The sequence below is a fragment of the Mycobacterium stomatepiae genome (genome assembly GCF_010731715.1).
GTDB classification, from domain to species: Bacteria; Actinomycetota; Actinomycetes; order Mycobacteriales; family Mycobacteriaceae; genus Mycobacterium; species Mycobacterium stomatepiae.
Map to the genome: position 1 here is coordinate 5,010,919 of NZ_AP022587.1, position 24,766 is coordinate 5,035,684.

General features: G+C 67.6%; 25 protein-coding genes and 1 tRNA gene. 12 read left to right on the plus strand and 14 right to left on the minus strand.

The genetic code is table 11. From position 1 onward, the window contains the following. Nucleotides 1–15: 15 nt before the first annotated feature. From G6N54_RS23905 to G6N54_RS23930, 6 genes are read right to left on the minus strand one after another with little or no spacing between them, the layout of a single operon-like run. Nucleotides 16–867 (minus strand): enoyl-CoA hydratase family protein, encoded by an 852-nt coding sequence (locus G6N54_RS23905; RefSeq protein ID WP_163792601.1) that lies wholly within the window; start codon nucleotides 865–867, stop codon nucleotides 16–18. Further along, nucleotides 867–2,033, minus strand: a complete 1,167-nt coding sequence (locus G6N54_RS23910; RefSeq protein WP_163792603.1) for an acyl-CoA dehydrogenase family protein — start codon at nucleotides 2,031–2,033, stop codon at nucleotides 867–869. The genes G6N54_RS23905 and G6N54_RS23910 overlap by 1 nt, the downstream gene beginning before the upstream one ends. Beyond that, nucleotides 2,033–4,081 (minus strand): acetyl/propionyl/methylcrotonyl-CoA carboxylase subunit alpha, encoded by a 2,049-nt coding sequence (locus G6N54_RS23915; protein ID WP_163792606.1) that lies wholly within the window; start codon nucleotides 4,079–4,081, stop codon nucleotides 2,033–2,035. Before G6N54_RS23915 ends, G6N54_RS23910 begins: the two co-directional genes overlap by 1 nt. Nucleotides 4,082–4,086: 5 nt before the next feature. Further along, nucleotides 4,087–5,619 carry an acyl-CoA carboxylase subunit beta gene (locus tag G6N54_RS23920; RefSeq protein WP_179969257.1) on the minus strand — a complete coding sequence of 511 codons (1,533 nt, stop codon included), beginning with the start codon at nucleotides 5,617–5,619 and terminating at the stop codon, nucleotides 4,087–4,089. 59 nt (nucleotides 5,620–5,678) lie between these two features. Beyond that, entirely contained in the window at nucleotides 5,679–6,827 is a 1,149-nt protein-coding gene (locus tag G6N54_RS23925; RefSeq protein WP_163792610.1) for an acyl-CoA dehydrogenase family protein, read from the minus strand. Next, the gene (locus tag G6N54_RS23930; RefSeq protein ID WP_163794934.1) at nucleotides 6,824–8,515 is read right to left on the minus strand and encodes an acyclic terpene utilization AtuA family protein; all 1,692 of its coding nucleotides are present in this window, start codon (nucleotides 8,513–8,515) and stop codon (nucleotides 6,824–6,826) included. The genes G6N54_RS23925 and G6N54_RS23930 overlap by 4 nt, the downstream gene beginning before the upstream one ends. A 278-nt stretch (nucleotides 8,516–8,793) precedes the next feature. Between G6N54_RS23930 and rpmF the strand changes: the two genes are divergently transcribed. The 5 genes from rpmF (at nucleotide 8,794) to G6N54_RS23955 (ending at nucleotide 13,504) form a co-directional block, all read left to right on the plus strand. Beyond that, the gene (gene rpmF / locus G6N54_RS23935; protein WP_036471323.1) at nucleotides 8,794–8,967 is read left to right on the plus strand and encodes a 50S ribosomal protein L32; all 174 of its coding nucleotides are present in this window, start codon (nucleotides 8,794–8,796) and stop codon (nucleotides 8,965–8,967) included. A 120-nt stretch (nucleotides 8,968–9,087) separates the two neighbouring features. Then, nucleotides 9,088–9,771 carry a response regulator transcription factor gene (locus G6N54_RS23940; protein WP_163792612.1) on the plus strand — a complete coding sequence of 228 codons (684 nt, stop codon included), beginning with the start codon at nucleotides 9,088–9,090 and terminating at the stop codon, nucleotides 9,769–9,771. Continuing rightward, nucleotides 9,771–11,330, plus strand: coding sequence for a HAMP domain-containing sensor histidine kinase (locus G6N54_RS23945; protein WP_163792614.1), 1,560 nt, complete (start codon nucleotides 9,771–9,773; stop codon nucleotides 11,328–11,330). The genes G6N54_RS23940 and G6N54_RS23945 overlap by 1 nt, the downstream gene beginning before the upstream one ends. A gap of 75 nt (nucleotides 11,331–11,405) precedes the next feature. Next, the gene (locus G6N54_RS23950; RefSeq protein WP_163792615.1) at nucleotides 11,406–12,956 is read left to right on the plus strand and encodes a S1C family serine protease; all 1,551 of its coding nucleotides are present in this window, start codon (nucleotides 11,406–11,408) and stop codon (nucleotides 12,954–12,956) included. Continuing rightward, a complete protein-coding gene (locus G6N54_RS23955; RefSeq protein ID WP_163792618.1) occupies nucleotides 12,956–13,504 on the plus strand; it encodes a MogA/MoaB family molybdenum cofactor biosynthesis protein in 549 nt (182 codons plus the stop codon). Before G6N54_RS23950 ends, G6N54_RS23955 begins: the two co-directional genes overlap by 1 nt. 29 nt (nucleotides 13,505–13,533) lie before the next feature. On the opposite strand, the gene mscL is transcribed toward G6N54_RS23955, so the two are convergent. The 4 genes from mscL to G6N54_RS23975 all read right to left on the minus strand — a co-directional run bounded on the left by mscL (nucleotide 13,534) and on the right by G6N54_RS23975 (nucleotide 15,800). Beyond that, complete coding sequence (mscL, locus tag G6N54_RS23960) at nucleotides 13,534–13,989, minus strand: large-conductance mechanosensitive channel protein MscL (RefSeq protein WP_163792619.1); 456 nt, start codon at nucleotides 13,987–13,989, stop codon at nucleotides 13,534–13,536. Between the two features lie 65 nt (nucleotides 13,990–14,054). Continuing rightward, the gene (locus G6N54_RS23965) at nucleotides 14,055–14,723 is read right to left on the minus strand and encodes an SAF domain-containing protein (protein WP_163792621.1); all 669 of its coding nucleotides are present in this window, start codon (nucleotides 14,721–14,723) and stop codon (nucleotides 14,055–14,057) included. Nucleotides 14,724–14,789: 66 nt separating this feature from the next. Continuing rightward, on the minus strand, nucleotides 14,790–15,122 hold the full coding sequence (locus tag G6N54_RS23970; RefSeq protein WP_163792623.1) for an FmdB family zinc ribbon protein: 333 nt from the start codon (nucleotides 15,120–15,122) through the stop codon (nucleotides 14,790–14,792). A 72-nt stretch (nucleotides 15,123–15,194) separates the two neighbouring features. Next, nucleotides 15,195–15,800 carry a 5-formyltetrahydrofolate cyclo-ligase gene (locus G6N54_RS23975; protein WP_163792625.1) on the minus strand — a complete coding sequence of 202 codons (606 nt, stop codon included), beginning with the start codon at nucleotides 15,798–15,800 and terminating at the stop codon, nucleotides 15,195–15,197. A 78-nt stretch (nucleotides 15,801–15,878) separates the two neighbouring features. Here G6N54_RS23975 and G6N54_RS23980 point away from each other — a divergent pair, with 78 nt between their 5' ends. From G6N54_RS23980 to G6N54_RS24000, 5 genes are all read left to right on the plus strand, one after another. Continuing rightward, on the plus strand, nucleotides 15,879–16,793 hold the full coding sequence (locus G6N54_RS23980) for a UTP--glucose-1-phosphate uridylyltransferase (protein WP_163792627.1): 915 nt from the start codon (nucleotides 15,879–15,881) through the stop codon (nucleotides 16,791–16,793). Between the two features lie 37 nt (nucleotides 16,794–16,830). Beyond that, nucleotides 16,831–18,120, plus strand: coding sequence for a molybdotransferase-like divisome protein Glp (gene glp, locus G6N54_RS23985; RefSeq protein ID WP_163792629.1), 1,290 nt, complete (start codon nucleotides 16,831–16,833; stop codon nucleotides 18,118–18,120). Nucleotides 18,121–18,141: 21 nt separating this feature from the next. Then, nucleotides 18,142–18,795, plus strand: a complete 654-nt coding sequence (locus G6N54_RS23990; RefSeq protein WP_179969116.1) for a GNAT family N-acetyltransferase — start codon at nucleotides 18,142–18,144, stop codon at nucleotides 18,793–18,795. A gap of 246 nt (nucleotides 18,796–19,041) precedes the next feature. Further along, nucleotides 19,042–20,064 (plus strand): divisome protein SepX/GlpR, encoded by a 1,023-nt coding sequence (gene sepX / locus G6N54_RS23995; RefSeq protein ID WP_179969117.1) that lies wholly within the window; start codon nucleotides 19,042–19,044, stop codon nucleotides 20,062–20,064. Between the two features lie 49 nt (nucleotides 20,065–20,113). Continuing rightward, a tRNA-Ala gene (locus G6N54_RS24000) sits at nucleotides 20,114–20,186 on the plus strand. 23 nt (nucleotides 20,187–20,209) lie between these two features. On the opposite strand, the gene phoU is transcribed toward G6N54_RS24000, so the two are convergent. Then, nucleotides 20,210–20,857, minus strand: a complete 648-nt coding sequence (phoU, locus tag G6N54_RS24005; protein WP_163792631.1) for a phosphate signaling complex protein PhoU — start codon at nucleotides 20,855–20,857, stop codon at nucleotides 20,210–20,212. Nucleotides 20,858–21,003: 146 nt separating this feature from the next. On the opposite strand from phoU, the gene G6N54_RS24010 reads away from it, so the two are divergent. Continuing rightward, nucleotides 21,004–21,312: a DUF3349 domain-containing protein gene (locus tag G6N54_RS24010; protein ID WP_163792634.1), complete on the plus strand. Its 309-nt coding sequence runs from the start codon at nucleotides 21,004–21,006 to the stop codon at nucleotides 21,310–21,312. Between the two features lie 36 nt (nucleotides 21,313–21,348). Here G6N54_RS24010 and G6N54_RS31190 read toward each other — a convergent pair whose 3' ends face one another. Together G6N54_RS31190 and G6N54_RS24015 are read right to left on the minus strand one after the other, a co-directional pair. Next, nucleotides 21,349–21,477, minus strand: a complete 129-nt coding sequence (locus G6N54_RS31190; RefSeq protein ID WP_269475869.1) for a hypothetical protein — start codon at nucleotides 21,475–21,477, stop codon at nucleotides 21,349–21,351. Nucleotides 21,478–21,608: 131 nt separating this feature from the next. Further along, nucleotides 21,609–22,634, minus strand: coding sequence for an NAD(P)H-dependent amine dehydrogenase family protein (locus G6N54_RS24015; protein ID WP_163794937.1), 1,026 nt, complete (start codon nucleotides 22,632–22,634; stop codon nucleotides 21,609–21,611). 262 nt (nucleotides 22,635–22,896) lie between these two features. On the opposite strand from G6N54_RS24015, the gene G6N54_RS24020 reads away from it, so the two are divergent. After that, complete coding sequence (locus G6N54_RS24020; RefSeq protein ID WP_163792636.1) at nucleotides 22,897–23,097, plus strand: hypothetical protein; 201 nt, start codon at nucleotides 22,897–22,899, stop codon at nucleotides 23,095–23,097. 4 nt (nucleotides 23,098–23,101) lie between these two features. Here G6N54_RS24020 and G6N54_RS24025 read toward each other — a convergent pair whose 3' ends face one another. Next, a complete protein-coding gene (locus G6N54_RS24025) occupies nucleotides 23,102–24,640 on the minus strand; it encodes a molybdopterin-dependent oxidoreductase (protein ID WP_163792639.1) in 1,539 nt (512 codons plus the stop codon). Nucleotides 24,641–24,766: the final 126 nt, after the last annotated feature.

The window sequence follows — 24,766 nt, forward strand, 5'->3', positions numbered from 1 at the left end:
TCCTCCTACGCACGCCTAATTGCGGTCGGCGTCGTCGGCGGCCGTGGGCGGGGCCCAACTGGGGCGTCGTTTGTGCAGGAATGCCAGCATGCCTTCGCGTGCTTCGTCGGAGACGAACAGCCGGGCGGATTCCTCGGTAAGCCGCTGCGCGTCGCGGTCGAACCCTTCGAGCACGGCGGCCGTCGTCAGCGCCTTCGATGCCGCCAGGCCCCGCGGCGACCCGCGGCCGATATCGGCGACCAGTTCGGCCACCGCGACGTCGACATCGTCGGCCGCGATCGTGACCAACCCGATCTCCGCGGCGACGGCGGCATCGAACGTCTCGCCGGTGAGGTAGTAGCGGGCCGCCGCCCGCGGCGACAGCTTGGGCAGCAGCGTCAGCGAGATGATCGACGGGGCGACCCCGATGCGCGCCTCGGTCAGCGCGAAGGTGCTGCGCGGCCCCGCCACCGCGATGTCGCAGGCGCCGACCAAGCCGAATCCGCCCGCCCGGACATGACCGTCGACGGCGGCGATGACCGGCAGCGGTGACGAGACGATCGCGCGCAGCACTGCGGTCATCTCCTGGGCCCGCGCCGCGGCCATGTCGTAAGCCGATGGTGGCGACCCGCTTCGCCCGGCTGCGCCGCCCTCGCGATCGTCACGCGGGTTACCGCTGCCGGCCTCGCTGAGGTCGGCGCCGGCACAGAACGTGCCGCCGGTGTGCCCGAGCACCACCACCCGCACGGCGGGGTCGGCCGCCGCGTCGCGCAGGCCCTGGTGCAATTGCCTGACCAGAGTGGTCGATAGCGCGTTGCGGTTGTGCGGCGAGTTCAGCGTCAGCCGGGCGTACGGCCCCGTGACGGCGTATTCGACAAAGGTATCCATCAGTAGCTGCGCGGCAGGCCCAGCGATGTTTGCGCGACGAAGTTCAGCACCATCTCCCGGCTGACCGGCGCGATTCGGCCCAGCCGGGCCGAGGCGAGCATCGCCGCGACGCCGTATTCCTTGGTCAGTCCATTGCCGCCCATCGACTGCACGGCCTGATCCACCGAGCGGGTAGCAGCTTCGGCCGCGGCGTATTTGGCCATGTTCGCGGCCTCGGCCGCGCCCGCGTCGTTGCCGCTGTCGTAGAGTGTGGCGGCCTTCTGCATCATCAGCTTGGCGAGTTCGACCTCGATGTGGCACTGCGCCAACGGATGCGACAGGCCCTGGTGCGAGCCGATCGGCGCTCCCCACACCTGACGGGTCTTGACGTAGTCGGCCGCCTTCTCCAGCGCGAACCGGCCCATGCCCACCGAACTGGCCGCGCCCATGATCCGCTCGGGGTTCAGGCCCGCGAAAAGCTGTGCGATAGCGGCATCTTCGGCCCCGACGAGCGCATCGGCGGGCAGCCGGACGTCGTCCAGGAAGACCTGGAATTGACGCTCGGGGCTGATCAGCTCCATCTCGATGGGGGTGTAGCTGAAGCCGGGGGAGTCGGTGGGCACCACGAACAGCGCCGGGCGCAGCTTGCCGGTCTTGGCTTCCTCGCTGCGGGCCACCACCAGCACCGCCTGGGCCTGGTCGATACCGGAGATATAAACCTTCTGGCCCTTGAGGATCCAGTCACTGCCGTCGCGGCGCGCGGTGGTGGTGATCTTGTGCGAGTTGGATCCGGCGTCGGGCTCGGTGATGGCGAACGCCATCGTCAGCGTGCCGTCGGCGATCGAGGGGATCCAGCGCTTCTTCTGCTCGTCGGTGCCGAACTTGCTGATGATCGTGCCGTTGATGGCCGGCGAGACCACCATCAGCAGCAGCGCACTGCCCGCGGCGGCCATTTCCTCCATGACCAAGGACAGCTCGTACATTCCCGCGCCGCCGCCGCCGTATTCCTCCGGCAGGTTGACGCCGAGAAAGCCGAGCTTGCCTGCCTCGGACCACAATTCATCGGTGTGCTCCTGCACGCGGGCCTTACGCAGGTAGTACTCGCTGCCGTAGTTGGATGCCCACGCGGACACCGACTTGCGCAGCGCCTGACGCTCCTCGCTTTCGATGAAGCTGGTATCGATCATTACGAATCTCCTTCTGCTTCTGGCGCATCCACGCGCGCGGTATCTGGATGGTCGTGACCCGCTGCGCCCGGCTGCGCCGCGCTTGCGATCACTCCCAGCACTGCGCCGACCTCGACTTGCTGGCCGGTGGTGACGTTGAGTTCGGCGAGCACACCGTCGCTGGGTGCGCTGATGGTGTGTTCCATCTTCATCGCTTCTAGCCAGATCAACGGCTGTCCGGTCGTGACACGCTCACCAACCTGCGCGCCGAGCCGGATGACGTTGCCGGGCATCGGTGCCACCAGCGATCCCTTGGCAACGGCTGAGCCCGGCTCGGGGAACCGGGGTACCGCGTCCAAATGGACGGGCCCTCGGGTCGAGTCGACGTAGACGTCGCGGCCGTGGCGGGCAACCGTGAAGCGGCACGCTACGCCGTTGGCGTCGGCCAGCACCACCTCGCCTGGCGCTGACGAGACCAGCTGCACCGGTTCGTCGCCAGCCAGCACCAAACCCGTTCTGGTGAAGCGGTATTCGACTCGGTGCTCATTGTCCTCGTCGTCGGTGTAGGACTTGACCTGATAGCCCGAGGTCAGGTTGCGCCAGCCACTGGGAAGCGAGCCGTATACCGCGGCCGACGCGCGATTGTGAGCGGCCTCGGCCAGTGCCGCGGCGATCGCCGACAAACGCACGACGGCTGCATCGGCCAGCGGTGCCGACAGCTGCGCCAGGCCGTGTGTGTCGAAGAACGCGGTGTCGGTCGCGCCGTCGAGGAATGCCGGATGCCGCAGCACGTTCACCAACAGCTCGCGGTTGGTGCGCAGCCCGTGCAGCCGCGTCCTGGCCAACGCGTCGGCCAGCACCAGCGCGGATTGCCGTCGGGTCGGCGCGTACGAGATGACCTTGGCCAGCATCGGGTCGTAGTGAATCGAGACGACCGACCCGTCGACAATGCCGGAGTCCAGCCGGATCCCGGTGCGCTGCCGCAGCGAGTCGAACTGTGCCCTGGTACCGGGCACGTCGAAGGTGTGCACCGGGCCCGCCTGGGGTTGCCAGCCGCGCGCGGGGCCTTCGGCATACAGCCGGGCCTCGATCGAATGACCATGGGCGACAGGAGGTTCGACGTCGAGACGGTCACCGTCGGCCACCGCGAGCTGCAGCTCGACGAGGTCGAGTCCGGCGGTCTCCTCGGTAACCGGGTGTTCGACCTGCAGCCTGGTGTTCATCTCGAGGAAGAAGAACTCACCGTCTTGAGAGTTCGGGTCGGCGAGAAACTCCACCGTCCCGGCGCCGGCGTAGCCGATCGCGCTGGCGGCCAGCCGGGCGGCGTCGAAAAGCTTGGCCCGCATGCCCGGAATGCGTTCCACCAACGGCGACGGAGCCTCTTCGATGATCTTCTGGTGGCGGCGCTGAATCGAGCATTCCCGTTCCCCGACCGCCCACACCGTGCCGTGGGTGTCGGCCAGGACCTGAACTTCCACGTGGTGGCCGGTCGGCAGGTAGCGCTCGCAGAACACGGTCGGATCACCGAACGCTGACTGCGCTTCGCGCTGAGCGGCGGCGACTTCACCCGCCAACGCCGACAATTCGTGGACCACTCTCATCCCGCGGCCACCGCCGCCGGCGGAGGCCTTGACCAGCACCGGCAGCTGGGCTTGCGTGATCGAGTCGGGGTCGAGTTCGTCGAGGACCGGCACTCCGGCCGACGCCATCAGTTTCTTGGACTCGATCTTGGAACCCATCGCTCGCACCGCGTCCACCGGCGGACCGACCCAGGTCAAGCCCGCGGCCTGGACGGCTGCCGCGAATTCGGCGTTCTCCGAGAGGAATCCGTAGCCGGGGTGCACCGCATCGGCGCCCGCTGCGCGTGCGGCGGCGATGATGGCCTCGGCATTCAAATAGTCATTGGTCTTCGCCAGCCGCACCGCGGCATCGGCCTCGGCGACGTGCGGGGCCGCGGCGTCCGGCTCGGTGTAGACCGCGACGGTGCCTAGGCCGAGGCGCCGGCAGCTGGCGAAGACTCGGCGGGCGATTTCGCCGCGGTTGGCAACCAGAACTCGGGTGATTCCCATGGGGCTCACATCCGGAAGACGCCGAAGTTCGACGTCCCCTTGATCGGGCCATTCGCGATGGCGGACAGACACATTCCCAGTACCGTGCGGGTATCGCGGGGGTCGATCACCCCGTCGTCGTAGAGCATTCCCGACAGGACCATCGGCAGCGACTCGGCCTCGATCTGGCCCTCGACAGCGGCCCGCATCGCGGCGTCGGCGTCCTCGTCGACCTGCTGACCGCGGGCCTCGGCGGCCGCACGGCTGACGATCGACAGCACGCCGGCCAGCTGGACACCGCCCATCACGGCGGATTTGGCGCTGGGCCAGGCGAACAGGAATCGGGGGTCGTAGGCGCGCCCGCACATGCCGTAGTGACCGGCGCCGTAGGACGCGCCGATCAGCAGCGAGATGTGCGGGACGGTCGAGTTGGACACGGCGTTGATCATCATCGAGCCGTGTTTGATCATGCCGCCTTCTTCGTAGTCCTTGCCGACCATGTATCCGGTGGTGTTGTGCAAGAACAACAGTGGCGTGTCGTAGCGGTTGGCCAGTTGGATGAATTGGGTGGCCTTCTGCGATTCCTCGCTGAACAGCACGCCGCGGTGGTTGGCCAGAATGCCGATCGGGTAGCCGCACAGCGTCGCCCAGCCCGTGACCAGCGACGAGCCGTACATCGGCTTGAACTCGTCGAATTCGGAGCCGTCGACGGTGCGCGCGATCACGTCGCGCGGGTCGAACGGGATGCGCAGATCCGACGACACGATGCCGATCAGCTCCTCGGCGTCGAACAGCGGCTCGATCACCGGCCGCGGCACCGGCCCGAGCTTGCGCCAGTTCAGCCGGGCCACCACGCGGCGCCCGATGCGGATCGCATCGAGCTCGTCGATGGCGAAGTAGTCGGCCAGACCCGAAGTGCGGGCATGCATTTCGGCGCCACCGAGCGACTCGTCGTCGGATTCCTCACCCGTGGCCATCTTCACCAGCGGGGGACCGGCCAGGAACACCTTCGAGCGCTCCTTGATCATCACGACATGGTCGGACATGCCGGGGATGTAGGCGCCGCCGGCCGTGGAGTTTCCGAAGACCAGCGCGATGGTCGGAATGCCGGCCGCCGACAGCCGGGTCAGGTCGCGGAACATCTGCCCACCGGGGACGAAGATCTCCTTCTGGGTGGGCAGGTCCGCGCCACCGGATTCGACGAGCGACACCACCGGCAGCCGGTTCTGCAGCGCAATCTGGTTGGCGCGCAAGATCTTCTTCAGCGTCCAGGGATTGCTGGTGCCGCCCTTGACGGTCGGGTCATTGGCGACGATCAGGCACTCCACGCCCTCGACGGCACCGATGCCCACCACCACGCTGGCGCCTAGGGTGAAGGAACTGCCGTAGGCGGCCAGCGGGCTCAGCTCGAGGAACGGCGAATCCGGGTCCAGCAGCAGTTCGATACGCTCGCGGGCGGTGAGCTTGCCGCGGGCGTGGTGGCGCTCGGTGTATTTCACTCCACCACCGGCAAGGGCCTTGCCGTGCTCGACGTCGATCTCGGCGAGCTTGGCGATCATGGTTTCGGCCGCGTCGGCGTAGCTGGAAGCCTTCGGGTCGAGGGTGGACTGCAATACCGTCACGATTGATACCCCAGGATTTTGGCGGACAGTGCGGTCAGGATTTCGGTGGTACCGCCGCCGATGCCCAGGATTCGCATGTCCCGATATTGGCGCTCGACTTCGGATTCGGCCATGTAACCCATCCCGCCGAAAAGCTGAACGGCTTGGTTGGCCACCCACTCGCCGGCTTCGACGGCGGTGTTCTTGGCGAAGCAGACCTGCGGGATCAGATTCGTCTCGCCGGCGAGCTGGCGTTCCACCACGTTGCGCGAGTAGACCCGGGCGACGTCGATGCGCCGGGCCATTTCGGCCAGCGTGTTCTGCACCGACTGGCGCGAAATCAGCGGGCGGCCGAACGTCTCGCGGTCGCGACACCAAGCCACGGTGATGTCCAGGCACCGTTGTGCGCTCGAATATGCTTGCGCGGCAAGTCCGATCCGCTCGGATACGAACGCCTGCGCGATCTGGGCGAACCCGGTGTTCTCGGCGCCGACCAGGTTGTCCACCGGCACCCGGGCGTCGACGTAGGACAGCTCGGCGGTGTCGGAGGAGCGCCAGCCCATCTTGTCCAGCTTGCGGCTCACCTCGAAGCCGGGCGTGCCCTTCTCCACCGCCAGCAGCGAAACTCCTGCCGCGCCGGGGCCTCCGGTACGCACCGCGGTGACGACATAGTCGGCACGCACGCCGGAGGTGATGTAGGTCTTGGCGCCGTTGACCACGTAATGGTCACCGTCTAAAACCGCGCTGGTGCGCAGATGCCCGACGTCCGAACCGCCGCCGGGCTCGGTGATGGCCAACGATCCGATCTTCTCGCCGGCCAGCGTCGGTCGCACGAACTCCTCGATCAGCCGTTGATCACCCGAGGCGATCATGTGTGGCACCGCGATGCCGCAGGTGAACAGCGACGCGAAGACGCCGCCCGGTCCGCCGGCCTGGTGGAACTCCTCGCAGATGAGCACCGCGTCGGCGCCGTCGCCGCCACCGCCGCCGACCGCTTCGGGCAGCCCCGCACCCAGCAGGCCGGCCGCCCCGGCGCGCCGATGCAACTCGCGTGGCAATTCGCCGGTGCGTTCCCACTCGTCGATGTGGGGTAGGACTTCGCGTTCGGTGAACGCTCGCACCGTCTTTCGCAGCTGTTCGCGCTCCGGGGTGGTCCAAATACTCATAGCAGGCTTTCCGGGATGTCGACGTGGCGGCTGCGCAGCCATTCGCCCAGCCCCTTGGCCTGGGGGTCGAACCGCGCCTGATAGGCGACGCCTTGACCGAGGATGCCCTCGATCACGAAGTTCACCGAGCGCAGGTTGGGAAACACGTGGCGGGTGACGTCGCAGTCCGACGCCTCGGGCAGCAGCTCCTTGAGCAGCCCGACCGTCAATATGTTGGCCAGCCAACGCCATTGGTTCTCGGTACGCACCCAGACCCCGACGTTGGCCGAACCGCCCTTGTCGCCGCTGCGGGCGCCGGCGATGCGGCCCAGCGGCGCGCGCCGGGTCGGACCCTTGGGCAACGGTTCCGGCAACGCCGGCTCGGTGGCGGGCTCGAGTATCAAAGTATCTGTGGTGCAATGGATATCGACGCGAGTTCCGTCGGCGTGGACCGCGATGTGCGGCACGACGGTGGCGTCGACGTAGCCCGCGGTGAAGACGCCATAGACCTGGCCTTCCCCCGGCGGGGCGGTGACGTGAAAACCTGGATAGCTGGCGAGCGCCAATTCGACTGCTGCCGAGGAGAACTGGCGACCGACATTGGCCGGGTCGGGGTCGCGGACCACGCAACGCAGCAGCGCGCTGGCGGCTTCCTCGGTGTCGGCGTCGGCGTGATCGGTGCGGGCCAGCGTCCATTCCAGCTCGGCCGGCTTGACCGTCAAACCGGCTTCGAGTTGCCGGCGCACCAACTCGGCCTTGGCCTCGATGTCCAGCCCGGTCAGCACGAACGTCATCGCGTTGCGGAATCCGCCGATGCTGTTCAGCGAGACCTTCAGCGTCGGCGGCGGCGGCTCGCCCACCACGCCGCTGATGCGGACCCGGTCGGGGCCGTCGGCCGTCAGCTGCACCGAGTCCATCCGCGCCGTGACGTCCGGGTTGGCGTAGCGGGCGCCGGTGATCTCGTAGAGCAGTTGCGCGGTGACGGTGTCGACGCTGACCAACCCGCCGGTGCCGGCGTGCTTGGTGATCACCGAGGAGCCGTCGGCGCTGACCTCGGCCAGCGGGAAGCCGGCGTGAAAAAGGCTGGTCAGGTCGGGCACTTCGGTGAAGAACGCGTAGTTGCCGCCGGTGGCCTGCACGCCGCATTCGATGACGTGTCCGGCGACCACCGCGCCGGCGAGTTCGTTGTAGTCGGTGCGGCCCCAGCCGAAGTGTGCGGCCGCCGCCCCGACGATCACCGAGGCGTCGGTGACCCGGCCGGTGACGACGACGTCGGCGCCGTCGCCGAGGCAGTCGACGATGCCCCACGCCCCCAGGTAGGCGTTGGCCGTCAGCGGCGTGCCCAGCCCGAGTTCGGCCGCGCGCGGCCCCAGGTTGTCGCCCTCGACGTGGGCGACCCGGGCGGGGATGCCCAGGCGCTCGGCCAGGGCGCGGATCGCGTCGGCCAGCCCGGCGGGATTGAGGCCGCCGGCGTTGGCAACGATGCGCACCCCGCGGTCACGGGCCTCGCCCAGGCAGTCCTCGAGCTGGGTCAGGAACGTCTTGGCGTAGCCGCGCTCCGGGTGTTTCATCCGGTCGCGGCCCAGGATCAGCATGGTGAGCTCGGCCAGGTAGTCGCCGGTGAGGTAGTCGATGTCGCCGCCGGTCAGCATCTCGCGCATTGCAGCGAGCCGGTCGCCGTAGAACCCCGAACAGTTCGCGATCCGCACGGCACCGGACCGGCCAGAAGCAGAGGCCATTGGCGTCCTCCATTCAGGAATTACCGGTGCTCAACCAACCAACCACCCGGTAGGTTAGCGGGTACCGCCGGTGTCACGTCAAGGATGCCCGGCTTGCCGTCGCTGTCATAGCTGCCCAGGCCGCACGGCCCATTTTGGCCACCAGCAGGTCACCGACTATTCTTGATGCCAATCGTCGCCGTCGGCCGTAGAGGCCCATGCCGCGCGGCGCACGACCGAAACCCCAGACCGAGGAGTAAGGCCCGACCATGGCCACACCCAAGCGCAGGATGTCGCGCTCGAATACCCGTAGCCGCCGCTCGCAGTGGAAGGCCGAAAAAACCGAGCTCGTCGGTGTGACAGTGGCCGGCCAGAAGCACAAGGTTCCGCGTCGACTGCTCAAGGCCGCTCGCCTTGGCCTGATCGATCTAGACCGACGCTAGCTCGATTGCCCGACTCCTCAGCCGGCCCTGCGGGCCCGTATCGTCATCGAGCAGACATCTCGGGGAATACGCGGCGCGCCTCTCAGGCCGCTCTCAGGGCCTAGGACGAAACTAGTGGCCGTGCGCATTCTTGTCGTCGATGACGATCGCGCGGTCCGCGAATCGCTGCGCAGATCGCTTTCCTTCAACGGCTACTCGGTCGAGTTGGCCAATGACGGTGTCGAGGCGCTGGAGATCATCTCCAGCGACCGGCCCGACGCGGTCGTGCTCGACGTGATGATGCCGCGGCTAGACGGTCTCGAAGTGTGCCGTCACCTCCGCAGCACCGGCGACGACCTGCCGATCCTGGTGCTGACCGCCCGCGATTCGGTGTCCGAGCGGGTCGCCGGCCTGGACGCCGGTGCGGACGACTACCTGCCGAAGCCGTTCGCCCTCGAAGAGCTGCTGGCCCGGATGCGGGCGCTGCTGCGCCGCACCAAGCCCGAGGACGCCGAGTCGGTCGCCCTGACGTTCGGCGACCTGGCGCTGGACCCGGTGACCCGTGAGGTCACCCGCGGGCATCGCCGGATCAGCCTGACCCGTACCGAGTTCGCGCTGCTGGAGATGTTGATCGCCAATCCGCGCCGGGTGCTCACCCGAAGCCGCATTCTCGAAGAGGTGTGGGGATTCGACTTTCCCACCTCGGGCAACGCGCTGGAGGTGTACGTCGGGTACCTGCGCCGCAAAACGGAAGCCGACGGTGAGCCGCGCCTGATCCACACCGTGCGCGGCGTCGGCTACGTCCTTCGGGAGACGCCGCCCTGATGATCCGGTTCCAACGACGTCGGCGCGCACCACTACGAGCCCCCAGTTCGTTGTCGCTGCGGTGGCGGGTGATGTTGCTGGCGATGTCGATGGTGGCGATGGTTGTCGTGCTGATGGCATTCGCCGTCTATGCGGTGATCGCGGCGGCGCTCTACAGCGACATCGACAACCAGCTGGACAGCCGCGCTCAGCTGCTGATCGCCAGCGGTTCGCTGGCCGCCGACCCGGCCAAGGCCATCGAGGGCACGGCGTATTCGGACGTGAACGCGATGCTGGTGAACCCGGGCCATTCGATTTACACCGCCCAACAGCCGGGCCAGACCCTGCCGGTCGACGCGCCGGAGAAGGCGGTCATTCGCGGCGACCTGTTCATGTCCCGACGCACCGCTGCCGACCAGCGCATCCTGGCGATTCACCTGCCCAACGGCAGTTCGCTGCTGATCTCCAAGAGCCTGCGGCCGACCGAGGCGGTGATGACCAAGCTGCGCTGGGTGCTGCTGATCGTCGGCGGTGTCGGTGTCGCGGTCGCCGCGGTGGCCGGCGGCATGGTCACCCGGGCGGGGCTGCGGCCGGTCGCCCGGTTGACCGAAGCGGCCGAGCGGGTGGCTCGCACCGACGACCTGCGGCCGATCCCGGTGTTCGGAAGCGACGAATTAGCAAGGCTCACTGAGGCATTCAACTTAATGCTGCGAGCGCTCGCCGAGTCCCGGGAGCGGCAGGCTCGGCTGGTCACCGACGCCGGACATGAATTGCGCACCCCGCTAACGTCGCTGCGGACCAATGTCGAACTGTTGATGGCGTCCATGGAACCGGGAGCGCCGCGGCTGCCCGAGCAGGAGATGGTCGACCTGCGTGCCGATGTGCTGGCGCAGATCGAGGAATTGTCCACTCTGGTAGGCGATTTGGTGGACCTCACCCGAGACGACGCCGGCCAGGTGGTGCACGAGCCGGTCGACATGTCCGAGGTCATCGACCGCAGCCTGGAGCGAGTCAGGCGGCGGCGCAACGACATTCACTTCGATGTCGACGTGATTCCGTGGCAGGTCTACGGCGACGCGGCCGGACTGTCGCGGGCGGCGCTGAACTTGATGGACAACGCCGCCAAGTGGAGTCCGCCGGGTGCCCAGGTCGGTGTCAGGATGCGACAGCTCGACCCGTCGCATGCCGAGCTGATCGTCTCGGACTTCGGCCCGGGGATCCCGCCGCACGAGCGGCGCCTGGTGTTCGAGCGGTTCTACCGCTCGACGACGGCGCGGGCCCTGCCGGGTTCGGGGCTGGGGTTGGCCATCGTCAAGCAGGTGGTGCTCAACCACGGCGGACTGCTGCGCGTCGAAGACACCGTTTCGGGAGGACACCCGCCGGGAACATCGATTTACGTGCTGCTTCCCGGCCGGCCGCTGCCGATTTCGACGTATCGGACGGCCGGGACCGAGAGTGGGGGCGGCGCCGGCAGCGACGCCACGACCGACCCCGCCGTTCCGATGGACGGCGACGCAGCGAACTCTCGTGAATCGACGAACGTTATCTCAGTTGACTCTCAGTCCGCGCGCGCAAGGTAGATGCAGATAGTGTTGGAAATCGAGCCAAGTTGAGCTCGATAGCACCCCCATTTAGAGGAAGAGCGACTTAGCGACATGACGAATGACCCAAGGTATTCGCCACCGCCGCAGCAGCCGGGATACCGCACCGGGCCTAACCAGCCCTTTGAGCCAGGTGTAGTTCCCGCGTATGCCCCAGGGCCTCACCAACCGTACAACCAGCCTTACGACTGGCGGTACCACCAGGGGCAGCCGTCACAACCGTCGCCGACGTCGCCATACCGTCGGCCCTACGAGCCGTTCGGGGACACCGGGGCGGGTTCGATACCCAGCGGCACCGGGCCAGGCCGGATCCCCGGTGGCACCGGCGCGGGCCCGATCCCCGGCGGCACCGGCGCCGGTCCGATTCCCGGGGGCGCCGGGTCGGGTCCCATCCCCGGCATGCTGCCGCCGATGGGGCCGCCGCGGCCGGAGAAGCGATCGCGGGCCGGCCTGCTGGTGGCGGGCGCGCTGGCGGTCGCGGTGGTATCGGCGGGCATTGGTGGCGCCGCGGCAACGGTCGTCGAACTCGGCACGCACTCCACGGGCTCCAGCCGCATCGGCGGACCGTCGGGGGCCACGCCGGGCGTTCCGGCGGCCAACATGCCGCCCGGCACCGTCGAACAGGTCGCCGCGAAGGTAGTGCCCAGCGTCGTGATGCTGGAGACCGACCTCGGTCGCGCGTCCGAAGAGGGCTCCGGTGTGATCCTGTCGTCCGACGGGCTGATTCTGACCAACAACCACGTCATCGCTGCGGCCGCCGGCCCTCCGAAAGGTCCGAGCGCGCCGGGTACGCCGACACCGGGCAGCCCGACCCCGGGCAGCCCGCCGCCGGGCGGGCCGGCACCGAAGACCACGGTGACCTTCTCCGACGGCCGCACCGCGCCGTTCACGGTGGTGGGTGCCGATCCCACCAGTGACATCGCCGTCATCCGCGTGCAGGGGGTGTCCGGGCTGACTCCGATCGCGTTGGGCTCCTCGTCGGATGTGCGGGTCGGCCAGCCGGTGATCGCGATCGGTTCGCCGCTGGGGTTGTCAGGCACGGTGACCACCGGCATCATCAGCGCCTTGAACCGGCCGGTGTCGACAACCGGTGAGTCCGGCAACCAGAACACGGTGCTGGACGCGATCCAGACCGATGCCGCGATCAACCCGGGTAACTCCGGCGGTGCGCTGGTCAACTTGCAGGGGCAGCTGGTCGGCATCAACTCGGCGATCGCCACTCTGGGGTCGGATTCGCCTGACGCGCAAAGCGGTTCGATCGGGCTCGGCTTCGCGATCCCGGTCGACCAGGCCAAGCGCATCGCCGACGAGTTGATCAGCACCGGCAAGGCGTCGCATGCGTCGCTGGGCGTGCAGGTGACCAGTGACAAGGGCACGCCGGGTGCCAAGGTCGTCGAAGTCGTGCAGGGCGGCGCCGCGGCGAACGCGGGAGTGCCCAAGAACGTGGTCGTCACCAAGGTCGACGACCGTCCGATCAGCAGCGCCGACGCGTTGGTCGCCGCGGTGCGGTCCAAGGCGCCCGGCGATAAGGTAACGCTGACGTTCCAGGACCCCGGCGGTGGCAGCCGGACCGTGCAGGTCACCCTCGGCAAGGCGGATCAGTAATGAGAGTCGATGAGTCCATGTCCGAGCTCGGATATACGGTTGCACCCATGGAAACGGGTGCGGAATTGGTAGTCGGCCGGGCGCTGGTTGTGGTGGTCGACGATCGCACCGCCCACGGGGACGAAGAAGATCACAGCGGGCCGCTGGTCACCGAGCTGCTGACCGAAGCGGGATTCGTCGTCGACGGTGTGATCGCGGTCGCGGCCGACGAGGTCGAGATTCGCAACGCGCTCAACACCGCGGTGATTGGCGGGGTGGATCTGGTGGTGTCGGTCGGCGGGACCGGCGTGACCCCGCGCGATGTCACTCCGGAGGCCACCGTGGAGATTCTGGACCGCGAAATCCTCGGCATCGCCGAGGCCGTCCGCGCCTCCGGGTTGTCCGCCGGCATCATCGACGCGGGGCTGTCGCGGGGTCTGGCCGGTGTGTCCGGCAGCACGCTGGTGGTCAACCTCGCCGGTTCCCGGTACGCGGTGCGCGACGGGATGGCGACGCTGAATCCGCTCGCGGCACAGATCATCGGACAGTTATCGAGCCTCGAGATCTAGAGTCGCGCGGCCAAGTCCCGCACTAACCGCTATTGCGACTCGACGTCTGCGCGCGGGCCGTGCTCGGGTGGCGGCGTGGTCCCGCCGTGCCTGCCCGACGAGGAATTCCCGTCGGTCTGCGCCAGCAGGTCGCGGATCTCGGTCAGCAAGACGATCTGGGCGTCGTCGGCCTGCTCGACCTCGCCACGCTTGCGGAAAGTGTTGTAGGGCAGCACGACCAGGAAGTACACCACCGCGGCGACCAGGAAGAAGTTGATCGCGGCGGATACCAGAACGTTCAGGTCGATGGTCTGGCCGCCGCCGATGCTGATCTTCAGGATGCCGATATCCGACTGCTGTTTGACGCCGATCCGGTTGATCAGCGGCGTGATGATGCTGTCGGTGAATTTGGTGACCAGCGCGGTGAACGCCGTACCGATGACCACCGCGACCGATAGGTCGACGATGTTGCCCCGCGAGAGAAACTCCTTGAACCCCTTGAGCATTCCGACGTCCTTTCTGGGCTGGACACACGTTGCTGCGGGTTCTGTGGCGAGCGCCAGTCAGGTACTCAGTGCAGGGTGAGGGTCACTGCCTGCCCTAGCACCGAGCCTGCCACCGTGTTCGCCACGCGCGCCGGCAGCGCAACTAACACTACGCGGTCACCGTCCGCGGCCTGGACTTTCTGCTTCGGCGACACGAGCACGACGACGGCGTCGGTGGCCACCAACTTGCTGATCGCCTGCGTGCCCGGCTGCGAATCGGTGGGCGGCGCGGCCAGCACGTCGACGACGTCACCGGCGCGAACCAGGTCGATCAGCGCGCTGTCGGCAAGATGCAGCGGCACGATGCGCGCGCCCGGCCCGGCCGTTAACTCGGCCAGCCGGCTGCCCAGCAAGCGGACATCGGTGAGCACCTCACCGCGCCGCGTCGGACCGGCCAGCATCGAACCGACCACCGCGGCAACGTCAGCTTGTGAACCGTCGGGAAGTGTTGTCGGCGAACGCTTTTCGACTCGAACATCGTCGGGCGTCAAAGCGGCGCCGGGAGTCAGGTCACGCGTGGCTACCACCACGTCGACGCGGTCGCCGTCCGGATTCGAACCCAGCGCCGCGACGCCGGCCAACACGACCAGCCCACCCGCGACCACCCGGCGGGCCAGCACGGTCCGGGCCCAATCCGGGCGCAGCGACGCCGATATCCGCTGCAGCAGCGCTGGATTCAGCGACGGTTCGCCCACGCCCGCAACCGTAGGCGCCGTGCGCCGCCGAAGTTTCCGTCCCGGAAACGGTCTGTGGATAACCCGCTAGCTGGAAGCGGCCGCGGTCGACGAGGCCGAACTCGTCGACTTATCGCTCGAGCTGGACTTGTCGCTCGAACCCGACTTCTCGCCCGAACCGGAGCTCTCGCTGGAGCCGTTGGTCGAGGAGCCGTTGCTCGAACTCGACGATTTCTTGCCCGACTCGCGGCTGTCGGTGCGGTAGAAGCCGCTGCCTTTGAACACGACGCCGACGGAGTTGAACAGTTTGCGCAGTCGACCCGAGCACTTCTCGCAGGTGGTCAGCGCGTCATCGGTGAAGGCCTGCACAACGTCAAAGCGGTTGTCGCACTCGGTGCACGCGTAGCTGTAGGTCGGCACTCAAAACCTCCGTTAGATAAGATTGTTAGCACTCTACAGTGCCTGAGTGCTAAAACAGTCATGAAATCCGTCTCATTCCCGGGGCCCATCGGCCGCGCGCAGGCTCACCAGCCCGCGCCCCGGGGTGATCACGTGGGTCATCGGCACGTCGTGCGGCTCGGCCGGCAGCTCGTCGACGAACTCGTCGTCGCGCACCATTGCGACCAGGCGGGCCAGCGGGTTCCTGGCGTCCAGCGAGCGGTCGTAGTAGCCACGGCCCCGGCCCAAACGCGCGCCCCGACGGTCGACGGCCAAGGCCGGCACCACCACCATTTCGGCCTCGGCCAGGGCGGCCTCCGGCAGCCATGGCTCGCGCGGCTCGAGCAGGCCCCACCGGCCGCGGACGAGTTCACCCGGCCGGTACTCGGCCCAGCGCAGCCGCATCGGGCTGCCGTCCGCGGCCGTGCGCGCGACCGGCAACAGCACCCTCCGGGAAAGCTGCAGCAGCGCGTCCAGCATCGCCACCGAGCCCGGCTCGGTACCGACCGGAACGTAGGCGCAGACGGTGCTGCCGCCGCTCGCGGCGAGCGCGAGTTGTTCGGTGAGTATCCGCGCCTCAGCGGCGCGAACGTCGTCGGCAACCAGACCTCGGGCCGCCAGCAGTTGCTCACGCAATGCGGCCTTGGTCAAAGTTGTCATGTATCAACGATGACAGGGCGGGTATTCGGCCTGCCATGCAGCGGCGGCAACCCCCCTGAGGGCTATGGTGTGTGAACGATGTCACGGCCAGATGAAGTCCCGATCCCGTACACGGCGATCGTCCCCGCAGCCGGTCTGGGCACCCGTTTCCTGCCGGCCACCAAGACGGTGCCCAAAGAGTTGCTGCCCGTCGTCGACACGCCCGGTATCGAGCTGGTAGCGGAGGAAGCGGCCGCGGCCGGTGCCGAGCGGCTGGTCATCATCACCTCCGAGGGCAAGGACGGCGTCGTCGCCCACTTCGTCGAGGACCTGGTGCTGGAAGGCACGCTCGAAGCCCGGGGCAAGAAGGCGATGCTCGCCAAGGTGCGTCGCGCCCCGGCACTGATCAAGGTCGAGTCGGTGGTGCAGGCCGAGCCGCTCGGATTGGGACATGCCATCGGTTGCGTGGAGCCCACGCTGACGCCCGACGAGGACGCCGTGATGGTGCTGCTGCCCGACGACCTGGTGCTGCCGACCGGCGTGCTGGAGACCATGTCGAAGGTACGCGCCGAGCACGGCGGCACGGTGTTGTGCGCCATCGAGGTCACGCCGGAAGAGATCAGCGCCTACGGTGTTTTCGACGTCGAGGCCATCCCCGGAGCCGGCAATTCCGACGTGCTCAAGGTCAAGGGCATGGTGGAAAAACCCAAGGCCTCCGACGCCCCATCGCTGTATGCGGCGGCCGGCCGGTACGTGCTGGACCGCGCCATCTTCGATGCCCTGCGCCGCATCGACCACGGGGCCGGCGGCGAACTCCAGCTCACCGACGCGATCGCGCTGCTGATCAAGGAGGGCCACCCGGTTCATGTCGTCGTCCACCGCGGATCTCGACACGACTTGGGAAATCCTGGCGGCTACCTCAAGGCTGCGGTTGACTTTGCATTGGATCGTGACGACTACGGACCGGAATTGCGGCGGTGGTTGGTGGCGCGATTGGGCCTGAACGAGCAGTAGCCGCCCGTCAGGGGTGACGGCAGAGAGGCGGCGGCGAGTGCGTTCGGTTGAGGAGCAGCAGGCCCGGATCGCGGCGGCGGCGGTAGCCCCGCGCCCGATACGTGTCGCCATCGCGGAGGCGCAGGGATTGTTGTGCGCCGAAGAAGTGGTGACCGAGCGGCCGCTGCCCGGCTTCGACCAGGCCGCGATCGACGGCTACGCCGTGCGTAGCGTCGACGTACTCGGCATCGGTGAAGTGGGCGGCGACCTGTCCCTCGACGAAACCGGCGAGCCAATGGCCGACGAGGACACCCCCGGCGGGCTGGTCCTGCCGGTGATGGGGACCATCGAGGCCGGTGCGCGCACGCCGAGCCGCTTACAGCCGCGGCAGGCCGCGCGGGTGCAGACCGGGGCGCCGCTGCCCACGCTGGCCGACGCGGTGCTGCCGTTGCGCTGGACCGATGGCGGCACGTCGAAGGTGCGGATTCTGCGCGGGGCGCCGTCGGGCGCCTACGTGCGTCGCGCCGGCGACGATGTCCAGCCCGGCGACGTCGCGGTGCGTGCCGGGACGATCATCGGTGCGGCTCAGGTGGGCCTGCTCGCGGCGGTTGGCCGGGAACGGGTGCTGGTGCATCCGCGTCCGCGGGTGTCGGTGATGGCGGTGGGCGGCGAGTTGGTCGACATCGCGCGCACGCCGAGCAACGGTCAGGTCTACGACGTCAACTCCTATGCACTGGCGGCCGCCGCCCGCGATGCCGGCGCCGAGGTCAACCGGGTCGGCATCGTGCCCAACAACCCCCACGAGCTGGGCGAAATCGTGCAGGGTCAGATCAATCGCGCCGAAGTCGTGGTGATCGCCGGCGGGGTGGGCGGCGCGGCGGCCGAGGCGGTGCGGGTGGTGCTGTCCGAGCTCGGCGAGATGGAGGTCGTCCGCGTCGCCATGCACCCGGGCTCGGTGCAGGGCTTCGGGCAGCTGGGCCGCGACGGGGTGCCGGTCTTCCTGTTGCCGGCCAACCCGGTCAGCGCGTTGGTGGTCTTCGAGGTGATGGTGCGCCCGTTGATCCGGCTTTCGCTGGGCAAGCGCCAGCCGATGCGCCGGGTGGTGCAGGCTCGCACGCTGTCGCCGATCACCTCGGTGGCCGGGCGCAAGGGTTACCTGCGCGGGCAGCTGATGCGCGACCAGGACAGCGGTGAGTATTTGGTGCAGGCGCTGGGCGGGGCGCCGGGGTCGTCGCATTTGCTCGCGACGCTGGCTGAGGCAAACTGTCTAGTTATGGTTCCCAGTGGGGCCGAGCAGATTCGTACCGGTGAGATCGTCGACGTCGCGTTCCTGGCCCAGCGCGGCTGACTCACACGATTGCGCGCGCCGGTGAACCTCTTGCGTTCCAACGCCCGTCATCCCGGGTGGCCCTCGTCGGTCGGGCCGCTGCGGGTCGCGGCCGGCGTCGTGCGGCTGCGCGCGGTGCGGATGCGCGATGGCGCCCAGTGGAGCCGCCATCGGTTGGCCGATCGCGCGCATCTCGAGCCGTGGGAGCCGACGTCCGACGGCGACTGGGCGCTGCGGCACACCGTCGCGGCCTGGCCGGCGTTGTGTTCGGGCCTGCGTGCCGAGGCCCGCAGTGGCCGCATGCTGCCGTATGTGATCGAGCTCGACGGGCAGTTCTGCGGGCAGCTGACCATCGGCAACGTGACTCACGGCGCGCTGCGGTCGGCATGGATCGGCTACTGGGTGCCCAGCTCGGCGACCGGCGGCGGCGTGGCCACCGGCGCACTGGCGCTGGGCCTGGACCACTGCTTCGGACCGGTCATGCTGCATCGGGTGGAGGCCACCGTGCGTCCGGAGAACGTCGCCAGCCGGGCGGTGTTGGCCAAGGTCGGATTCCGCGAGGAGGGCCTGCTGCGGCGCTACCTCGAGGTTGACCGGGCCTGGCGCGACCATCTCCTGATGGCCATCACGGCCGAGGAGGTCTACGGGTCGGTGGCGTCGACGCTGGTCCGTGCCGGATACGCGCGCTGGGCGTGATTTAGCGGCTCGCTGCTTGGGCGTGCCGCGGTGGCCGCCTTTTCGCTTTCGAGACAGTGATTTCGACGCCCGACGACCCGCCGCCGTAGAGAAATCGCAATAAATTTGTGGCTAGCGTGATATATGTGGCGTGTGATGCTTGATTGAGGCAAATTACAGGTGTGTAATTGTGCTGGTCACAGGTCCCGGCAGCGCAGGCCAACGATCGGCCCCGCGGGGGATCCCGACCAGAAAGAGCAGGTCATCATGCCAAGCATCCCGCAGTCGTTGTTGTGGATCTCGCTCGTGGTGCTCTGGCTGTTCGTGCTGGTACCGATGCTGATCAGCAAGCGTGACGCCGTGCGACGCACCAGCGACGTGGCGCTGGCCACCCGGGTGCTCAACGGTGGCGCGGGTTCCCGGCTGCTTCGGCGCAACGGTCCGGCCGCGGGTCACCGCAGCGACCCGGACTGGAAGCCGGAAGACTCGGCCGGCGACGAGCTCGCGGAGACCGACGACGAAGCCGAGACCGAGGAGCTGCGCCCCGCCGGTGTGGTCGTGATGCGGATGGCGGCCGCCGAGCCGGCCGAGCCCGACTACCTGGACGTCGACGTCGTCGAAGACTCCGGCGCCCTGCCGGCCGGGGTCAGCGCCGTGGCCACCGAGCCCGAGCTGGCTCCGGTCGACGAAGACGAGGGCGCCGAAGAGAAGCACGCCGAGGACGAAGACGGAGCCGACGACGATCACCTCGACGACGAGTACGAGTACGTCGAGGATTCATCCGGTTTGGAGCCCGAGGCGGACGACGAGGACCCGGGCGTGCGCGAGCGCGTGGTCCCGGCGAGCGCACAACGCCGGCGCCGTTTCGACACCAAGACCGCGGCCGCCGTCACCGCCCGCAAGTACGCCTTCCGCAAGAAGGTGCTGATGGTGATGGCCGTTGTCTTGGTCGGCACGGCGACGGCTGCCTTCGAGATCACCCCGGGCGCCTGGTGGGTCTGCGGGACCGCCACCGCGATCACACTGCTCTACCTGGGTTATCTGCGCCGCCAGACCAAAATCGAGGAGAAGGTCCGCCGACGCCGCACGCAGCGGATGGCCCGCACCCGCTTTGGCATGGAGAACGCCCGCAATCGCGACTACGACGTGGTCCCGTCGCGGCTGCGCCGCCCCGGTGCGGTGGTGCTGGAGATCGATGACGAGGACCCGATCTTCGAGCACCTGGACTACGCGATGCCGCAGCAGAACTACGGCTGGCCCCGGGACCTGCCGCGCGCCGTCGGCCAGTAGTGCCGTTGGTGCTGGCGCCGTTGCAGAACTGGTAGCCTCTAGCGGTCAAGGGGCTATAGCGCAGTTGGTAGCGCGTCTCGTTCGCATCGAGAAGGTCAGGGGTTCGATTCCCCTTAGCTCCACAAAGTTTGAGCAGGTCAAGGATTCAATCGCTGACAGTTTGGCCGGTCGCCTCGAACACGACGCGCCGCCCGATCTCCACCGCATGGTCGGCAGACCGTTCATAGAAGCGGCCCAACAGCGTGACATCGACAGCCGCCGTGACGCCGTCCTCCCACTCCTCGTCCAAGACGGCGCTGAACAGTCGTTGGTGCAGATCGTTCATCGCATCGTCTTCGTCGCTGATCCGCGCGGCTTGGTCCGGATCATGGGATAGCACTACGTCGCGAGCGCTGTTGCCGAGCTCGACGGCTATGCGCCCCATCTCCGCGAAGTACCCGTGGACCTTGTCCGGCAGGGTGTAGCTGGGATGGCGGCGGCGCGCGATCTTCGCGACGTGTAGCGCTAGTCCGCCCATCCGTTCGGCGTTCGCCACGTTCTGCAGGGAGCCGACGACGAGCCGCAGGTCCCCGGCGACGGGCGCTTGCAGCGCGAGCAGGGCGAACGCGGCCTCTTCTGCGCGGGTTTGCATCTCGGTGAGCTGATCGTGATCGGTGATCACTTGCTCGGACATGGCCAGATCGGCTTTAAGTAGCGCTTGTGTCGCTCGCTCCATCGCCAGACCGGCCAGGCCGCACATGCTGCTCAGCAATTCGGTCAGCGATTCCAGTTGTCCATGAAACGCCGTACGCATTTCACCAGCTTAAAAGGACCCGGCCCCGGCGCGACGGCAACGTTGGACGCATGATTAACAAACGATTTCCGATGGGTGAAGTGGCTTCCCTACAAGTGGTTGGAAAGGCGAGGGTTGTTTACCGAAGCATGCGAGGTGGGGAGACGATGGCGCTGTCGGACGTGGTGATGAGGGTACTCGGCTTCTTGCGCGCCGGCTACCCCGAAGGTATCCCCACACATGACTATGTCCCGCTGCTGGCGTTGCTGCGGCGCCGTCTTTCCGACGATGAAGTCGTCGCTGTTGCCGCGCAGGTGATCTCGCGCGGAAACAGGCCGATCGACGCGGCGGATGTGCGGGTCGCGATCACCAAGCTCACCGACGAAATGCCCTCGCCGGACGACACCGAGCGGGTGAAACAGAGGCTGGCGCACGTCGGCTGGCCGGTTGACGACGCCTTCGGAACTTCGCACTAGGGGCGAATCATGGCAGCACGTGAGAGTCGTCGAAGGTCAGGCACTCGCGCGGGCGACGAAGTCGCATCCCCCGATCGTGCTCAAGCCGAGCAGTTCGCCAAGATCCTGCGTCGCGAACTCGCCGAACTCAGCGAGAACCTTGTCGCAGCAGAAGTCGAACGGCACCTTCGATGCGAGTCTGAGGGCTACGTCGATCCACCCAAGCGTCTTATCGCAGCCCAGGATCGCATTGCGGATATTCGAAGAATGCTCAACACACTGACCGCGCGGTTCCCTGGCACCTAGGCGGCAGGTGGTCACGCCTTGGTATTGCCGAACCCGACATGGCTGCGGATCAGTGGCAGGGTCGCCGCGGTGGCGAAGCCGGCCGGGGCTGCACAGATCGCCGGCACGGCATTGAGCACCTGCATGCCGGTGGCCACGCTTGCCGAACGGACGTGTTCTTCCATGCTCGCGGCGCGGGTAAAGCTCGCCAGGCAGAAGAAGTGTGTCCGCATCGAGGGTTCGCCCTCGATCGTCAGCGTCCAACCGTCCTGGGGTTTGGGCCAATGACCCGGGTATTCGCCGCCCACGGTCCACAGCGTCTCGATCTCGACGAGCACCTCGCCGTTACGCCGTCCCGACGACGTCCAGCGTTGCCCCGCAGTGGTTCCCGCGCGCAGCACGCGGTCGAAGATCTGATGATCCTCTCGTGCGGGCACCGCCTCCACCGTTGCGGTGACCTCGTCGATGTCGGCGTTCAGCGCGTCCGCGAGAAGCCAGACCTGTTCGGTGAAGATCCCGCTGTTGAAGGCCAAGAACTCGCTGGCTTCGGTGCTGATGTCTTCGACCGGTTGTCCAAAGCGCATGTTGTCGAACGTGATCGACGTGCTTTCGTAGACCGACCAGTCGGCGCGTTCCTGCAGGGTGATCTTGTCGATGGTGCGGCACATGCCGGACAGGGGCAGTGGCAGCGCGCCGGAGAGGTTCCCGGGGTTCAGGCCGCTGCCATGCACCGTGGTGCCGCCGGCCTGACAGGCTTCGAGGACACGGTCGCGGTCGGCCGGATCGATACGGCGCGGATGGAACAGAAATGCCGTCGTGGCAACGTTTTTCCCGCTGGCGAGCAGGGCGCATACCTCGTCGAGGTTGGTGTTGCGCGGCGTGTAGAGCACGCAATCCGCATCCAGTGCGACGATCTTGTCGACGTCGGTGGTCGCGGTGACGCCGATCGGCTCTCGGCCGACTAACGTGCCGACGTCGACTCCGTTCTTCGAGTCGGAATACACTCGGGCGCCGACGATCTCGATGTCGGGCCGGTGGTCGATGATGGTCGTGACCATCTCGGCGCCGACCGTGCCGGTGCCCCAGGGGATGACGCGGAGCCGCGTTGGATCACGATCTGTCGTCACTGCTTCCTCCTGACACCGGTGGCTGAGGCGGCCTTCATTGTGACCGACCCGTTGCCCTGTCTTGCAGCTAGGTGTCGCAGGCGATGGGGACAATCGACGACATTCCCGACGTGGTCAGCGCCTGTACCAGGGTGGCCGTCCAGGCGTGTTGGCCGCTCGGCAGCACGAGGTCCGGCGCGCCTACGATCGCTATATGAGCAGAGCTTTCGTCGTCACATTCGCGGCCGGATTGCTCGTCGCAATATTCGGTCTGATCTGGGCGCTGCAGGGATTCGGGGTGCTTGGTGGCAGCCCGATGAGCAACACCACCACCTGGTCCGTCATCGGTCCGATCACGGTGGTGATCGGCACCGCAATCGCGGTATTCAGCTGGCGGAAAATCTCGTCGAAATAGTCCGTCAGGTCTGTGCCACGGTGAATCCCACCGTGTGCCATCCGGTGGCGCCATCGGGCACGCTGCCAACCTGATCCGCGGTTTGGATAGCCCCGGTGTTGTCGGTGGCGCGCACCGTGATGGTGTGTTTCCCAGGGGTTTTCGCCTGCCAGGGGAAGCTCCACAATCGCCACGTCGCCCCGGAATAACTCGCGCCCAGTTCGGCGGGCTGCCACCCGCCATCGTCGATACGGACCTCCACCGCCCGCACCCCGCGATTCTGTGCCCACGCGACACCGCCGAACACGACCGGTCCCCCCGGTAGTTCCTGACCATCTTTCGGCACGTCAATGCGCGACTCGGTCTTGATGGGCGCTTGCGCCGCCCAGCCGAACCGCGTCCAGTACGCCTTTGCCTTGTCGAAACGAGTCAGCTCCAGGTCGACGACCCATTTGGTCGCGGACACATACCCGTAGAGCCCCGGCACCACCAGCCGGGCCGGGTAGCCGTGCTCGATCGGCAGCGGCTGACCGTTGAGGCCCACCGCCAGCAGCGCCTCGCGGCCATCGGTCAGCGCCGCCACCGGCGTGCCCGCCGTGAATCCGTCTATCGAGGTGGAGAGCACCATGTCGGAGTCCGCATGCACACCGGCCGCCGCCAGCAGGTCGGCTACCCGGTATCCCGTCCATATCCCCGTCGAAAGCAATTTCCCCCCAACGGGATTCGAGACACAGGTCAACGTCGCCACCGTCTCGACGACCTCGAAGTGGGCGAGATCGTCGAAGCCGTATGTGGCATCGCGATTCACCATGCCGTGGATGCGTAGCCGCCAGTCGCCGTGGCTGAGTTGGGGCACGCTTAGTGCGGTGTCCACCCGGTAGAAGTCGGCGCTCGGGGTGATAAAGCTAGTAAGGGCACGGCCTTTCGGTTGCACGTCAACGGGCACCGGCGGCGCCGGTGATCGCGGCCGGGGGAGCGCGAAGGTGTTGCGGTCGCCGGCGACCGAATGCGCCAGTCGCGTGACGACCGCACCCACCACACTGCTCACTACGCCGAAACCGAGCAATCCGTACACGATCAGCATGCGCCGGCGCGCGTCCGGCGCGTCCTCGGCGCCGCCGGCAGGATCTCTCGGCCACAACCGCAGGGTGAGCAAACGCAGAGCCACCACGCCGCAGACCGCGCCCACAACGGTGGGAATCGTGTCGGGCAACGTCGCGCCCTGCCGCGACAGCACTGCGACGCATCCGAGGACACCCGCCGTGGCGATCGCGGCGCTGCCGACCGGGCGGCGCCGAGTTTCGGAACTCCCGGCTATCGCCGCGATCGTAGCGATCACCGCGAGCACGACGATCGCCAAGAAGATTTTGTCGAGGGAGCCCAGCGTCTGAATCGCCCACTCTTTGACGGGCCCCGGAGTCAGGTCGACTACCAGCGACCCGATCGCGGCACGCGCATTGGCCCGCGCGCCGAACGGGATACCCACCAGCTCAGCGACTCCGAGCGAGACCGCCGCGGCGGAGACCCCGGCGATCATCCGCTCATTCGAGGGGGCGTCAGCCATCGGAGTTACTGTACTCGCGTTGACCGGCAATACTGCAAACATCTTGCCGTGCAGGCGAACCGGTGAATGAACCCGAGAACGAGCGAAGTTGCCTATGCGTCAGAGGCGCGTTCGGCTGCGAAGATC